This window comes from Psychrobacter sp. UBA3480 (assembly GCF_002377945.1).
Lineage (GTDB): Bacteria > Pseudomonadota > Gammaproteobacteria > Pseudomonadales > Moraxellaceae > Psychrobacter.
Map to the genome: position 1 here is coordinate 191,506 of NZ_DFQV01000009.1, position 16,593 is coordinate 208,098.

At 44.2% G+C, this 16,593-nt stretch carries 9 protein-coding genes; 8 read left to right on the forward strand and 1 reads right to left on the reverse strand.

The annotated features are described in order from the left end of the window. Both B2863_RS03500 and B2863_RS03505 read left to right on the forward strand, forming a co-directional pair. A partial coding sequence (locus B2863_RS03500; protein ID WP_296207529.1) for an autotransporter assembly complex protein TamA occupies positions 1–2,061 on the forward strand: 2,061 nt, incomplete at its 5' end. 102 nt (positions 2,062–2,163) lie between these two features. Continuing rightward, positions 2,164–7,158, forward strand: coding sequence for a translocation/assembly module TamB domain-containing protein (locus B2863_RS03505; RefSeq protein WP_296207530.1), 4,995 nt, complete (start codon positions 2,164–2,166; stop codon positions 7,156–7,158). Between the two features lie 324 nt (positions 7,159–7,482). Here B2863_RS03505 and hemP read toward each other — a convergent pair whose 3' ends face one another. Then, positions 7,483–7,641 carry a hemin uptake protein HemP gene (hemP, locus tag B2863_RS03510; RefSeq protein WP_227672156.1) on the reverse strand — a complete coding sequence of 53 codons (159 nt, stop codon included), beginning with the start codon at positions 7,639–7,641 and terminating at the stop codon, positions 7,483–7,485. A 299-nt stretch (positions 7,642–7,940) separates the two neighbouring features. On the opposite strand from hemP, the gene B2863_RS03515 reads away from it, so the two are divergent. The 6 genes from B2863_RS03515 (at position 7,941) to hemE (ending at position 16,516) form a co-directional block, all read left to right on the forward strand. Next, complete coding sequence (locus B2863_RS03515; RefSeq protein ID WP_296207531.1) at positions 7,941–9,077, forward strand: NUDIX domain-containing protein; 1,137 nt, start codon at positions 7,941–7,943, stop codon at positions 9,075–9,077. 449 nt (positions 9,078–9,526) lie between these two features. Beyond that, positions 9,527–10,744 carry a lipocalin family protein gene (locus B2863_RS03520; protein ID WP_296207532.1) on the forward strand — a complete coding sequence of 406 codons (1,218 nt, stop codon included), beginning with the start codon at positions 9,527–9,529 and terminating at the stop codon, positions 10,742–10,744. 339 nt (positions 10,745–11,083) lie between these two features. Further along, positions 11,084–12,526: a glyceraldehyde-3-phosphate dehydrogenase gene (locus B2863_RS03525; RefSeq protein ID WP_296207533.1), complete on the forward strand. Its 1,443-nt coding sequence runs from the start codon at positions 11,084–11,086 to the stop codon at positions 12,524–12,526. Between the two features lie 290 nt (positions 12,527–12,816). Continuing rightward, positions 12,817–14,022: an Obg family GTPase CgtA gene (gene cgtA / locus B2863_RS03530; protein WP_057759175.1), complete on the forward strand. Its 1,206-nt coding sequence runs from the start codon at positions 12,817–12,819 to the stop codon at positions 14,020–14,022. A 77-nt stretch (positions 14,023–14,099) separates the two neighbouring features. Then, entirely contained in the window at positions 14,100–15,272 is a 1,173-nt protein-coding gene (gene proB / locus B2863_RS03535) for a glutamate 5-kinase (RefSeq protein WP_057759177.1), read from the forward strand. A 92-nt stretch (positions 15,273–15,364) separates the two neighbouring features. Next, the gene (hemE, locus tag B2863_RS03540) at positions 15,365–16,516 is read left to right on the forward strand and encodes a uroporphyrinogen decarboxylase (protein WP_296207537.1); all 1,152 of its coding nucleotides are present in this window, start codon (positions 15,365–15,367) and stop codon (positions 16,514–16,516) included. Positions 16,517–16,593: the final 77 nt, after the last annotated feature.

The following is a 16,593-nucleotide window of genomic DNA, read 5'->3' on the forward strand; positions in this document are numbered from 1 at the left end:
AATGTTGTGATTGAAGAGCTAGGCGAGCCGGTACTGGTAGATAGCCGTATTATTGAGATTCGCGGTGAGGGCAGTGAGCAAGAAGAGTTTGCATCGCTTGAGGCAGACTTGCCGCCGCAAGAAGGTGATATTTTTAATCACCGTGTCTATAAGAGCAGTAAAGCGGCTTTAGAATCTTTGAGTAATACCTACGGCTACTTTGACCAGTATTGGCTGAACAAATCTGTTGATATCATCTTGCCTGATAACAAAGCGGATGTCTCGTTGGTTTATAACACGGGTGATCGTTACGAGTTTGACGATGTGGTGTTTTTTACCTACGACAAAGAAACCAATACGCTGACCCAAGATCCTGACAAGCTACCAGTAGAGCTTTCATTATTACAACAGCTCTATGGCTTTACGCCGGGTGAGCCGTTTTATCGTCCAGCAGTTACTAAGTTCAGTAATGACCTATCGGCAACTCGTTACTTTAATACGGTCAACGTCGAGTCGATACTACCACCAACTGATAGTAGTGAAGCTGGTACCTTAGCGTTTGACAATGCTGCTACCGAGGGTAACGACACATTAGATGACGATATTAACAATGTAGACAATGATGGCGTCGCAGGTCTGAGTAGCAATGATGGGGCAGCTGCCTTAAATGTGACTGCTAGCAAAGAAGATACGGTCAATGATAATAGCGACATAGGTGCAGAGAGCGATAATGCTCTGAGTGCTAATAGTGGCGAGACGGTCAATGAAGCGGATATCGCTGCTATTGATTTTGAGGCTGATGAAGCCACCCTTGATAAGCTGCAAGCCATCAGACAAAAAGCAGAACGACTAAGCCGCTTGCCGAATGATCGCGTGCTTGATGAAAAAGATCAGGAAGCTGACAATCTATTGGGCAAAATCAGTGACTCAATTAGTAATGTCGCACAAAAGATATTCCCTGACGAAAAGAGTCTGATAGCTGACGAAAACTTTGTACCACCAACGCTAGCAGGACGTAAAACGCCACAAGACGTTGCAGAAAGCAAAAAAGTACCTTTATATGTGTTTGTATACGCGGATAAACCACGTGATGCTCAAGTTGGTCTGGGGTATGGAACAGATACTGGCGTTCGCGCCACCGCAAAAATTGACTATAACTTGCTCAATCGCCAAGGCTACCAAGCAGGTGCAGAAACAGAAGTGTCGAGAATCAGCAAAAACGTGGCTGTGTATGCCAGTCGACCATGGAAACATCCGCTCAATGATAAGCTAGATGGGCGTCTTACTTATGAAGAAGAAGTGATTGACCAAGGCGAAGGCAATTTCGATCTATCGACAACAACGCTAAAAGCGGCTTTGGCACGTAATATCCGTAGTGACACCGGCTGGAATCGTAGCTACTCTGTGCGTTACCGCTTGGATGAGCTTGAGACGGGGGTTGATGGAGCAGCACTAGATGATCTGCCTATCCGCTTTACCTCTTCAAGTCCGAAACAGCGCGCGCTATTGTTTGGCTATGGTGTGAATAAAACAGATACTGACAATGCTACCAATCCAACGCAAGGCATGCGCCAGTACTATTCAATCGAGGCTGGCACTGATAGCGCATTCAGTGATACCGATATGGCGATTATTCGCGCAGGCGTTAGTGGTATTTATAGCTTTGGCGAAGACAAAAAGCATCAAGTATTAGGTAGTGCTAATACAGGTTATATCTGGGCGGATGATTTTTACGATGTGCCTTATAAGTTGCGTTTCTTTGCAGGTGGCGATCAGAGTATCCGCGGTTATGACTATGAGAGCTTGTCACCATTAGACAAAGGCTATCTGACGGGCGGGCAAGTACTAGCGGTCGGTAGTGCTGAGTATAACTATGAATTTAAACCAGGTTTCCGTGGCGCATTCTTCACTGATGTCGGTAATGCCTATGACAAAGATTTTGATACTGAGACAAAAGTCGGCGTTGGTGTCGGTATACGCTGGGCATCGCCTGTAGGAATGGTGCGTGTCGATGTGGCTGCTGGCGTGACCGAGGAAAGCATTCCAGTACGACTACACTTCTTTATTGGTTCACCGTTATAATCGCTTAATGTAGTAGTTCCAAATGTTTAGTAGCTCCAAATGTTCTAATTATCACTTATCGTACCGATTGCTGGTCTTCATTTTTTAACGTAGTTGAGTGTCATGCTGACAGAAAATACCCCGCCTAATAATGCTCCAGATGAAGATCCAGCACAGCGTGATGCCCGTGCCGTTAGGCGTTGGTATCCGTTGTCATTTCTGCTCAAACTTCTGGTATTGATGCTTATCGTACTGGCGATTATGTTTGCCATATTCTTTTATGCGGCTGGGACGGACGCTGGTACGAAATTTATATTAGAAAAAATCAGTGTTGAAACAGGTATTGATTTCAAATACGGACGCGGTAACTTGCGCGATGGTATTTGGGTTACCGATATCGATATTGAAGCGACTGAAGATCTTGAGATATTAGTAGATAAAGCCTACGTCAAAATAGGCTGGCGCGCAGTATTTGCAAAAGAAGTGCATTTAAGTGATGCAGACATTCAGACCATAGAGATTATCAATAAAAAACCACCTACTGGTGAACCGTTTGATTATAAAACTTTAAAGTTGCCAGTAAACTTGCGTTTTGATCAAGCAAGAATTAAGAAAATCACCTATAAGCAAGTAACCAAAGACCCTATCATTATTCAAGACATTACGGCGCGTGATCTGACGTGGGTAGGTAGTACGGTGACTGTTGGCCGTGGTGACTTGCAGTACGCTGATATCGTGAAAGTCAGTGCCTTACAAGGAGAGATCGACCTACAGGGCGACTATCCACTAGATTTGAGTGCGATTGCGGAAGTCAGCGCTCTTGAAAAAGCCTATATCGACCCATTGAATATCTCTGCAACGGGAACGCTTAAACGTACTGTCGGTAAAGTACGTAGTCGTTATAACGATAGCGATGTGAGAGGCGACTTTGTAGTACAGGGGTTGGATGCGGGTGCGCCGTTCGATGCAAAACTACAGTGGGATGATATTCTTATCCCTTATGCAGATAGTCAAAACATTCGCCTACAAAGCGGTACAGCCACAGCTTCTGGTGTCATCTCTGAGATACGGCTGCGTATCAATACTGAATTGACGGCCAAAGACATTCCATCAGGTCATTACCAAGGCCGCGCCGTTATCGCCAATAGTCAGCTACGTATAGATCGCCTAGATGCTGACGTGCCAGCGGGACGTTTGGCGTTGCAAGGTATTTTAGATTGGAAAGACAGTTTTGAAGCCACAGTGCGTGCGACGGGTAGCAACTTTGATATTCGCCAAGCTATTCCGGCTGAGTATACTGACTTTAAAGCTTATGCTCCGCAAACTCTAAACGGTAGACTGTCACTGCGTTATCAGCAGCAGAATACCACTGGTAATACGCAGATCGATGCAGATTTGCGTCAGCGCGATGGTGAGCACATCAATGCCAATATGGTTCGCGGTAAAACCTCTGCCAAGTCCAAGCAAGTCGCGCCTTGGTATATTGATGCTAACTGGAAAAACTTAACCCGCCGTAACGTACCCAATATTGGCAATATCGACAGTCCTAGTGGGCAGGCAGACGTCATCGTTCGTGGTTCGACCCTATCAGTCGATGCCAATGCCGTTATCAATGAGCTAAATGCTGCCCCCAAGGGCAACTATGATCTACGTATACGTAAGGCTGGTGATGTCATAGATATCAATCGTCTTAATTATAACGGCATAGTAGGGGATTTATCCGGCACAGGACAGATTCAGTTAGCGAGCAAACAGCGTCCACTGACATGGCAGATTGATGCCAGTACCAAAGGTTTACTCCCTAAGAAATATCGTAGTGATTTACCGCTTGAGCGCCTAACAGGTAGTATAAGTGCACGTGGTCGACTGCTAAACATCACCAAAAATGGGGTCAGCGGTCAACGTCATGTGATTACTTTAAACAATACAGATATGCAAGCGCAGCTCGATGCGACGCAAGCGGATCGTGCTATCGGTATTACTGGTGCTGGTGATGCCAGTGTCGATATCGTAGGTGGTGAGCTGTCAGTATTTGATGCGCGTTTTGATGGTCGGATTGATACAGCAGATGTACCACAAGGTCGTCTATCTATCGATGCTGCGGGTACGCCAAAGCTGATTAGTATTCGTAAGCTGAACTATAAAGGTGAAGCGGGCGCAGTTGATGCGAAAGGTGTTATCGACTTACGTAAAAATATCGGCTGGAATATAGATGGTCGTTTTGACCAGTTCAACTTGGGTTATTTTTTACCCAACAATCCAGCGATAATCACAGGCGATCTAAAGACCAGTGGCGAATGGCAAAATGCGCCAAAAAACAGCAAAAATACTGCAGGTACTTTGCAGCGCTTTGCCGTAAATTTCAACGGCATATTGGATGCCGAGCAATTGCCAGCAGGTAAGCTGAATATAGAAGCCAGTGGTGACAGTCAGCTGATCCGTATCAACCGTTTCCGTCATGTGGGTGCGGCAGGTAGTATCGATGCCAGCGGTACCGTTGATGTGCGTCAAGGCGTTGCATGGGATATTAACGCAGTGATGGATCGTTTTAACATTGGTTATTTCCTAAAAGATACCCCAAGCCTTATCACTGGTACGATTGATACAGATGGCCGCTGGAGTGACACGCAGCAGATTGTCAATATTAAACAAGTCAATCTGAATGGCATGCTAAAAGGGCAGCAACTGAGTGCCAAAGGCAGCCTATCAGCGAAAATGCGTTTGCCTAAAGATTTAGCAAGTTACTTCAAACAACTTCAGACCCAAGATGCTCAAGCACAATATAAGCAAGTGAATGCTTTGATTGATAGCTTAAATGCTAATAATCTGGTGCTGCGTTGGGGTGACAACTACGTTACGGCTAACGGCAATGCCAAGCAGCTACAAACCAAAATTAACATCACCAGTCTAGATCAACTATCTAGCCAACTAGCTGGTAAAGTCACGGGCGGTGCCACGCTGTCTCAACCGGCTGGACAAGCACTGCCTACTATTTATATTGATTTGGTCGGTGAGCGACTCGCGCTACCTGGCTTTATATTGCGTCAAGGCCGTGTACGCGGCAAGCTGGTCAACTTAGCCAATAGCCCAAGCCAGTTAATCGTGACGGCTGAAGGTCTAGATGCTGCTGGTCAGAGTTTCGATAGTGTCAAAGCATCTTTTAATGGTACCGAAAAATCTCATGTGGTCGATCTCAATGTGGCCAATAAGCAACTCGATGTCGGTGCTAGGCTAAAAGGTGGTTTTGATCGAGACAGGCTAAGTTGGTCAGGTGTCATTGGAAAAGGCCGCATCAAATCTAAATATGCGACTTTGAATCAATTGCAACCTGCACAGCTGATTGTGAATTTGCCTTACAATCAGGGTGGTGAGAACCGTGATCTAAAAGTACAGCTTGCTGCTCACTGCTGGCAGGCCACGGATCAAACCGGCAAGCTCTGTCTACGAGAAAAACTAGTGGCATCGCCAGATCAAGGTGAGGTCAATGTAGCGTTGCAGAATTTAGATACGTCGTTATTCTCAGTGTTCTTGCCAGAAGATATTGACTGGAATGGCAAGATTAATGGTAAAGCAATCGTCGGATGGCAACGTGGTCGTCCGCCAACTATCAATACCACGCTATATTCAGATAACGGCAAGATAGGCCTCGTTCAAGACGGCGAAAGCACATCAATGACCTTGCCATACAAGCGCGTGTCTCTCATTGCTCTGTCTGTGCCTGAGGGCATCAAGCTGCGTACCGATATCAATACTGGACGCGGGGCGCGTGGCTATGCTGAGGTGATCGTCGATCCTTATAAAGACCCTAAACCAATCTCTGGAGCATTGGTACTGAACGAGCTTGATCTTGCGATATTTAAGCCTTTCTTCCCCGGTATGCGCGTCCTAAGAGGTAACGTCACAATGGCTGGTGGCCTAGGCGGCACTTTAACCAAACCGCAGTTCTATGGCGACGTAAAACTCTCTGACGGCCGTATAGCCATGCTTGATTTGCCCGTGAATCTATCCAAAGTAAATGCGGCAGCCAAAATACGCGGCACACAAGCGACCATTGATGGCACATTTAATAGTGGTACAGGTGAAGGTGAACTATCAGGGACAGTCAATTGGCAGCAAAAACTGCAGGCCAAGTTGAGTATCGTCGGTGAAGGCCTAGTCATTACTCAGCCTCCATTACTGGTTGCTGAGATTGATCCTGATATCGATATTATCGTGCGCCCAGGTGACCGTTATGTTGATATAAAAGGGGCGATCAGTGTGCCGTCTGCGACTATTCGTCCGCCTGAAGCCAGTGAAGATATTATCACTCAAACCGAAGATGCAGTCGTACTAGATCGCCGTTTGATTGGTAATATCGATGAAGTACTGGCTATCTCAAAACCTTGGTCAATCAATGCTGATATCGGTATCGATTTGGGCGATGATATCAACTTCCGTGGTTTTGGCGCCGTCATTCCATTGGCAGGGGCGATTAATGTTACTCAGAATGGCACAGGTATCATGCGTGCCAGAGGTGTTGTACAGGTCTCACGCCGTACCAACATCAATGCCTTTGGACAGAGCCTAGAGCTAAATTATGGTCAAGTTCGTTTCAATGGCGATGTGATGAAGCCAAGCTTGAGTATTGAAGCGGCCAAAACAATTAATGGTAAAACAGTCGGTCTGCGTGTCAAAGGAACGACCGAAAGTCCCAATATTATCGTCTTTAACAATGCAGGACTGACCCAGCAGCAAGCCATGAACGCGTTGGTAACGGGCCGCATCGATAATAAGAGCGCGACGCAAATCAGTGAGCAAGGGTTTAAATCGCAAGTGACCAATAATCTGGCTGCCGCTGGATTGAGCTTTGGTCTGAGTGGCACTCGTAGCCTGACCAATCAAATCGGGCAAGCGTTCGGTTTGCAGAGTCTGACAGTCGATGCCTCAGGTAGTAGCGAGGACACTAATGTCAACGTCACAGGATACGTAACGCCTGATTTGTACATTCGCTATGGTGTGGGTGTTTTCAATGCGCAAAACAGTCTTTCTGTTCGTTATCAATTGACGCGCCGCATCTATGTAGAAGCAAGCTCAGCAGCGGAGAATGCAGTAGATGTGGTCTATAGTTGGCAGTTCTAAATTGTTTATTAGGGCATGTCCTCAATTCAATCGATAGTTATCTAAATGGGTTAAAAATGGCTAAATCTTGCCAAATGGCGTCAAATAGCGCAGATAATATCTCGATATTATCTGCGCTATTTTCCTTGTTTGACTGCGATTTATCTCATTTTTATCACCATTTTTAAAATGAGGACACGCCCTAGTAAGACGACTGCTTTCTAATTGATGTCAGCTGAGAGAGCTTTTTAAATTATTTTTAAGCTGTATGACCTATAAAAAAACGCCTCATAATGAAGGCGTTTTTTTATAGAAGGATTGAAAAAGGTGTCACTGAAATAGACGTTACTTGGTTAGAATCAAGCGATTGTTGCGAGTTAGGCGTAGTCGATACTCTTCGCCTTCATGCTCGATACGTACCTCTTTAGTCAGTGCAAATAGATGTTGTGATTGCAAAGTAGGCAGACGGTTTTCACGACAGTTTAAATAACGAGAGATGACCATGCTCATAGTAAATTCCTTTTGAGAAGAAGTGGCTTAAAAAATTGGCTAACCATAGCGTAATTGTTTTTAACGATAATAATTATCATTTAGATTTGATAAATTTGCAAGGTAATTGATAAAATAAAATGCAGTTATTATGTAAACTTATCTAAGTTCGCTGTCATAAACCATCTCGATTAAGTATTTTATCTATATAAATTAATGAGTTAGGCGGTAGATTTAAATAAATCATCTAGCCTATAAAAAGTATTAAATTATCAGAAATAATCAGAATAAACACCAAAATAAAGGATATAAGTATGTTGGACGGGTCAAATCAACAATCAGAGACGAAGCCGGAAAGTAAGACAAATAGTAAGACGAAAACTGACAAACCTAGCATTGTAAATGTTGCAGTGGCTGTCATTCATTATAAAGATCAGTATTTGCTTGGGTTTCGAGATGCTACTCAGCATCAGGGAAATCGTTACGAGTTTGTCGGCGGAAAGATAGAAGCAAATGAGTCAGCAGCGCAGGCGTTGATAAGAGAAGTGGCGGAAGAGACGGGTATCCTACTTGAGGATAATACTATCGTTAAGCTCGGGCGTTTGCATCATGATTATGGCGACAAACAGGTCAGCTTACAGGTTTATAAGATTGAGCTGACAGCCGAGCAGTACGAGCAGCATAAACACCGTGAGCAGGGTTTAGAAGGGCAGGCACTGACTTGGGTAAGCAAATCACAGCTTTTGGCAGGAGCGTATCATCTGCCCGCTGCTAATAAGACAATCCTTGAATGGTTGAAACTTCCATCGAATATAGCGATTACTTATCCTCTGGCATATTTTGGCACACACACTGATGCAGCGGCAGCATGGCTACAATGTCACCAAGAAAAGTTAGCATCAGAGTCGTGGGCATATATCCGATTGAAGGACGCAAGATCTAAGCATCTTGCTGAACAACTGATAACGGCACGTCCAGATATTTTAGCGATTTTACCTAATGATAATGAGCAGCCTTTGAATGTTGAGGAATCACTAACCGCTAATGAGACAGAGATTGGCCAGCGAATAGTTGCTAAACATTTAACACACTCAACACTGATGCAGTGTTTCGATGAGGTAGGCAGCTCTACAGCTCTAACGCAGTCGCTATCTAAAAACCATCCGCTTATCGTCAGCTGTCATGACATCGCGAGCATAACGGCAGCCAATCAACTTGCCAGCATGCGCATACAGAATGCATTACCACCAGTGATTGGTGCTTTCGTATCACCTGTGCTCGCCACCCAAACGCATCCTGATGACGCACCGCTTGGCTGGGAAGCATGGTCAGCGTTAGCAGAGTTAGCTGATATGCCTGTCATTGGGTTAGGCGGGCTAGAACCTGCTATGCTCAACCAAGCATTGCAGTATGGCGGTATCAGTGTGGCAGGTATTCGTCAGTTCATATAATCCGCATGACTCAAGAAAGCTATAGGCAATCTACGGTGTCATGTGCCTGAATGTGACTCGTATTAGACGTGCGTATTAAGCTTAGTAAGTTCAAATAACTGATTTTTAACTTAGTTATCCAGCAAGTAACTGTGTGGTTATGATGTGTTCAAACAATACTCAAACCCCATAGTTACTTACAAACCGTTGCGTTTTCCTACATTGCACTACTGTTTTAATAGTCCAGTTGTCCTTAATATATATTGCATATCTACGATACGTTGATCTTATTTCTATAGACGAGTGACTGATCAAAAGTGATGTTCAAAATATAATAATAAAAAAGCTTTTGTAGAGTCAAGTTTTGCACGAATAATTTATACCAAAGCAAATGGCTTTTAGAAAACGAGACCAAATAGATGCCGTACATAAAGCGTTTTTAACAATCACTATTTAAGAATGGTACTCCTATGAAAACCAATAAGTTACCTGAGTCAGCATGGACTGATTCACAGGCAGCTGGTTCTCAACTTCAGCAGCCTAAGCAATCGCTCAATGACAATGAATATGGCGATGATACGCAACAGACAAACCAAGCTAGTAACGATGCTAGCTATAATCACGACAGCTCGAATGGCGAATATTCGCACCATCTGGCAAAAGACACGTCTTCGCAAGACAGCTATTTTGGATACAAAAGCGCCGACAAAAGCCCTAGGGCAAAAGAGTCAGCTATGAGTGACAATGAGATAAGCAAAGATCTAAAAAATAGCAATGAGGACAATCATGACGTGGCTAGTGGCTACAAATCATCTGGCTATAAATCAGCGCAAAATAAGCACCCACAAAAGCTGAACGAAGATGAGCCATTAATGTCGGGACTGTTAGAGGATCAAATAGATAATCTAAACAGTAGTTCTGAACACGCCATCGACGCTGAGCAAATGAGTGATGCATCAACAAATAATTCATCCTACAAAGAAATACCGGAGCGCATATTTATGAATGGACTGATAAAACATACAGGCATTGCTTTAGCGATTATTATACCGTTAGCAGCGTTCTCAGCCTATGCGGCCACGCCGCCAGTGAACATGGGGACTAATGGAATGTCTGATGATGCAACGAGCGAGAAGACCACGACTGATGTACTATCGGTTAAGCCAAGCGATATTATTCATAAATCTGCAAGCACGCCAACTACTGTAGATAGCGTAGATCTAAACACCTATGCAGGTACATGGTATGAGATTGGCCGTTTGCCGATGTATTTCCAGCGCAAGTGTGCTGGTGATGTGACCGCCAATTATGCTCAAAAAGATGACGGCTCAGGAATCACGGTTACTAATAAGTGTGTGAGCGAGGACGGTTCAGGTATCGTCGCAGAAGGTTTTGCTAAGCCAGTCGATGAAAGCGGCAGCAAACTAAAAGTGACGTTTTTACCGAAGTGGATTCGCTGGATTCCAGTCGGCCGTGCTGATTATTGGGTGCTGGCACGTGATGCAGATTACAAAACCGCGCTAGTAGGGACACCTGATAAAAAATACTTATGGTTACTAGCACGCTCGCCAAATATCAGTCAGGAAACGTATACTAAATATCGTCAAATTGCTCAGCAGCAAGGTTATGACTTAAAAGAGTTTACATTGACGTCGCAGAGCAACCAAACGGTAAGTCTATCACCATAAGTGTTATAACTAAATTTACTGCTTTGATTAAACCATATAGCGATTATTATTTCATTACGTCTCGATAAGGCAGCATATATAGCTGCCTTTATTTTTATTAATAGCTGTATATGAGAACTATATAAGAGAATGAAACCTATTATGCACGCTAGCTAATCGGTTACTACTGGCAAAATGAGGCGTTTTAGGCTAAAATCTAGGCGATTCAAATACTCTAGCGTCAATAACCCATATTGATAGTGGTTGATTATCATATTAGAGTCGCCATTTAGAGCATACACGACCTATCTATTTTACACTTCTTCATATTTTATTGATCATACATTACTGACCATAAGGATGTTTCTCGTGAGCAACGCTGATACCTTACGCCAATTACATCAAGACCACTTGAACAACTACAACAATCAAGAGCAACAAGCGATTGAGCTTATGGGGCTACTAAACAAGCTCTATAACAAGCAAGACGTACAAGTGACTTTGTTTGGCGAAACGCTAGACTCTACCTCAGTTGGTCAAATACTTGCTTTACATCAAAAAGTAGCACTACGCGACCATGGCGCCAAAGCTATCGATATCGCTGATACTCTAGCGATGGTAAAAGTTATCTCAGAAAACACTGATATTCAAGCCACTCGTATCGATGTTGGTCAATTGATTGCTAATGATACTGATTTACAAACCGCTCTACAGTCTATCAACAACGCTGGTGCTGTAAACGGCGCCACGGACGTTGTACTTTACGGTTTTGGCCGTATCGGTCGTATCTTGACTCGTCTGCTATTGTCACAAGCGTCAAGCGCAAAAGGTCTACAGCTAAAAGCGATTGTTGTACGTCCAGCTGCTGCTGGCGACTTGGCTAAGCGCATCTCATTGCTTGAGCGCGACTCAATCCATGGTAGATTCTTAGGCGGCATTAGCATTGATGATGATAATAACGGCATGATCGTTAATGGTCGTTTTGTACAAGTTATCTATGCCAAAGACCCAAGCGAAATCGACTATACTGCTTATGGTATCGACAATGCTCTTGTTATCGATAACACAGGTATCTGGAAAGACGAAGCAGGCCTTGGTAAGCACTTACAGTCTACTGGCGTGAAAAAAGTGCTACTAACAGCACCTGCTGGCGGCGATATCAAAAACGTCGTTTACGGCGTGAACAATGATACCGTTGGTGACGATATGATCGTTAGTGCTGCGAGCTGTACGACCAATGCAATTACGCCAACGCTGAATGTATTGAATGATGAGTACGGTATTGTAAATGGTCATGTAGAGACTATTCACTCATTTACTAATGATCAGAACTTGGTTGATAACTATCACAAAGCTGACCGCCGTGGTCGTAGTGCTGTGATGAACATGGTTATTACTAGTACTGGTGCTGCAAAAGCCGTTGGTAAAGCATTGCCAGAACTAAACGGTAAGCTAACGGGTAACGCTATTCGTGTACCAACACCAAATGTCAGCCTAGCAATCTTGAACGTGAATCTGAAAACTGCTCCAGCAAGCGCTGATGCGTTGAATGAGTTCCTGCGTAAAATGGCTAATAGCAGCACTTGGCAGTCACAGATTGCTTATACAGATTCTACAGAAGCGGTATCAACTGACTTTGTTGGTACGACTCATGTTGGAATCATCGATGCTCAAGCGACTATTTTGACTGACAACCAAGCTATCGTATATGTTTGGTATGACAACGAAGTAGGTTATAGTACTCAGGTATTGCGTTTGGCGACGCAAATGGCCGGAATCAGCTACGCTCAGATTCCAGCATAGATTACTAAATACAGTAGAGCAATAACGTCATACCAAGTATAGTAGCGCTATCGTGTCACAAGAATGGCGCTGTAGCAGATGCTACTTTGAATAGCTTGGTAGGACTTTAACTGTCATACTTAAACACCCGATAGTCCGATTGATTATCGGGTGTTATTGTCATAATGGGCACTAAGTAAAAGTAGTATTTATACAGTGTCCATTTTGACGCAACAACATAGCAAAACCCCAAAATACAACCGTTGGTTGTAACCAGTTTATAGACTGGATTGTGAATTAAGGAACGTAAGATGCGATTTATTGATGAAGCCGTCGTAACGGTAAAAGCAGGTGACGGTGGTAACGGAATCGCCAGTTTTCGCCGAGAGAAGTATGTCCCACGTGGTGGACCTGATGGTGGTGATGGCGGCAAGGGCGGAGATGTATATGTCATTGCAGAAGACAACACTAATACCCTAGTTGACTATCGTTATACGCGTCGTCATGACGCCATGCGTGCTGAGAACGGCCATAGTAGAAACTGTTCAGGTAAAGGGTCTGATGATCTTTATTTACCAGTACCAGTTGGTACGACGGTAGTTGATACCGAGACAGACGAAGTATTGGGCGATTTGATTGAGATCGGCCAGACACTACTGATTGCTAAAGGTGGTGACGGTGGTCTGGGTAATACTCATTTCAAAAGCTCGACCAACCAAGCGCCGCGTAAAGCGACGTCAGGTTTCGAAGGTGAGCTAAAAGTTCTTAAGTTTGAGCTAAAAGTAGTCGCTGATGTTGGTTTGATTGGTTTGCCTAATGCTGGTAAATCGACCTTTATCCGTCAAGTCTCTGCTGCTAGACCAAAAGTGGCTGATTATCCGTTTACCACCCTAGTACCAAACTTGGGTGTGGTCGATATTGGTCGTCATCGCTCATTTGTGATGGCAGATATTCCTGGTCTTATTGAAGGTGCATCGGAAGGCGCCGGACTTGGTATTCGCTTCTTGAAGCATGTTGCGCGTACGCGTCGTCTGCTACACTTAGTTGATGTTAAGCCTGTTGATGGCAGCGACCCAGTCGAGAATGCCCGTGTTATTTTAAACGAGCTTGAGCGTTTTTCTCCTGAATTGGCCAACTTGCCGCAGATTTTGGTATTAAACAAAATCGATCAGGTCAATGATGAAGATTTGAATGCGCTTTGTACTCATATTGTCGCAGAGCTTGGTTGGACTGGTATGGTCTTCCGTACGGCAACGCTAACTGGTGAAGGCGTTGATGCGGTCAAATATCATCTAATGAATGATATCGAACTTGAGCGTGAGCGTGAAATAGAAGATCCTATCTTCGCTGAAGCACAAAAAGAACGTTTTGAGCGTTTGGAAGCTGAAGTACGTCTGAACACTGAAGCACAGCGTGAAGCATATCGTGCAGCTCGTAAAGCGGCGCGTGAAGGCTTGGATGCGTCTGATTTTGACGACGATGATGACGATGGCGTTGAGGTAATGTACGTTCCTTAAGCTAGTATGCTTGAGCAGTTATACTTGAATTGTGAATTTAATCCCTACAATCAATTGATATGAAAAAAGGAGTTTATATGGCAGATGACATAGCAAACACGATGGAAGAAGCAAGATTTGTTAAGCAAACTCGCAACTTTGATATTCAGCGCGTTATTGTCAAAATTGGTTCATCACTATTAACCAATAACGGTCGAGGGCTGGATCGTACTGCCATATATGAGTGGGCAAAGCAAATTGCTAAGCTGCACAAAAAAGGCGTTGAGGTACTGCTGGTATCATCAGGTGCTGTTGCTGAAGGTGTGGTACGTATGAACCTTGAGGAACGTCCTAAGAAACTAGCAGCACTACAAGCCTGTGCTTCTATTGGTCAAATGGGATTGATTGAAACATGGTGGTCAGCTTTGATTCAGCATGGTATTCAAAGCTCGCAGCTACTGCTAACTCATGATGACTTGTCTAATCGTAGTCGTTATCTTAATACGACGGGTGCGCTGACACAGTTATTAGAATGGCGCGTACTACCTGTTATTAATGAAAACGATACCATCACGATTGATGAAATTAAATTTGGCGATAACGATACCTTGGGTGCGATGGCAGCCGCGATGGTTAATGCTGATTTGTACATCATCTTAACCGATCAAGAAGGTGTCTTCACTGATAACCCACGTGATAATCCTGATGCTAAGATGATTCGCCAAGAACGTGCAATGGCGGATTATTTATTTGATATTGCAGGAGACGGCGGTAAGCTTGGACGCGGTGGTATGTTGACCAAAATCCGTGCTGGACGCCTTGCAGCAATGGGTGGTTGTCCTACTGTTATCGTCAGCGGTGCTATCGATGACGTTATCACCCGTGTGGTGTCAGGTGAAGCGGTAGGTACATTGCTGACGACTAATGACGAAGATAAAATCATCGCGCGTAAACAGTGGCTAGCTGCGCATCTACGTATGTCAGGTAGCTTGGTCGTCGATGCAGGTGCTGCAAGAGCATTGACTGAGCACAATAGAAGTTTATTGCCAGTGGGTGTTGTGGAAGTGCAAGGTGGGTTTGATGAAGGTGATGTGGTAGAAATCATCCACCAAGATACGGGCGAACGTATAGCCGTCGGGCAGGTAAACTTCTCATCGAATGATGCGCGCCGCGTCGCTCGTGAGCGTACTGAACAGTTCGATAAGATCTTTGGCAGTAGCGAAGAACGTGTCGTCATGGTACACCGCGACAATCTTGCATTAACTGTATAGCGCTTTCATATAACCTTTTTTATTCAACTTATTTTATCCAGCACAATATCCATTTATAAATATGGATATTGTGCTGTTTTGGAGATTTGTACATGAGTGCTTCAGACGGTAGTAACTCGGTTCAGCAACAGTTTGCACCTTTAAAAAATGATAGATTGCTACGTGCATTACGTTTTGAGCCCATCGATACCACACCGGTATGGATGATGCGCCAAGCTGGTCGCTATTTGCCAGAATATAAGGCCACTCGTGCTGAAGCGGGTGACTTTATGAGTCTGTGCAAAGATACAGACCGCGCTACTGAAGTGACTCTACAGCCATTGCGTCGCTATGACTTAGATGCTGCTATTTTGTTTAGTGATATTCTAACTATCCCTGATGCGATGGGACTGGGCTTGTATTTCGAAACGGGTGAAGGCCCTAAGTTCAAACACCCTATCCGCGAACAGGCTGATCTTGATAGATTGCCAGTGCTCGAGCCAAATGACTCTCTAGACTATGTCATGCGAGCTGTAACCAGCATTCGTAAAGCATTGAATGGTCAAGTTCCGTTATTTGGTTTTTCTGGTAGTCCGTGGACGTTGGCTACTTATATGATAGAAGGCGGTAGCTCGAAGGATTATCGTTATACCAAAGGCTTCTTATATAGTAACCCTGATTTTTTACATCAGTTATTAGACAAGCTGGCGACGTCAGTTATTGACTATTTAGATGCCCAAATCGTCGCTGGCGCTCAAATTGTTCAGATATTTGATAGTTGGGGCGGGGCGTTAGGCCATCGTCAATTTATCGAATTTTCACACATTTATAATAAACGTATTGTCGCTGAACTAAAAGAACGTCATCCACAAGTACCTGTAGTGCTATTCACTAAAGGTGGTGGGTTATGGCTTGATATTCAGGCTGACAGCGAAGCGGACGTGTTAGGTCTAGACTGGACGATGCCGATTGATCGTGCGCGTCAAGTATTGACTGAAAGTCAGCGTCAGTTGACCAAGAAGCATAAAAAATTGCAAAACAGCAAGGCTATCCAAGGTAACTTAGATCCAGCGACATTATACGGTTCGCCTGCGACAATTCGTTCTGAAGTGAACGCCATGCTTGACCGTGCTTACGCTGACGGTGAAAAGACTGGTTACATAGCAAACTTAGGTCACGGTATCACCCAGTGGGTTAACCCTGACAATGCCAAAGTGTTTGTGGATGCAGTACACGACTATAAAATTAAGAGTCAGAATATTTAGAGACTGATTCTGTCTTTGTTCGCATTTGTGGAACTGTATAATTTATAGAACTGCATAAGTTATAAGCAAATATAGAA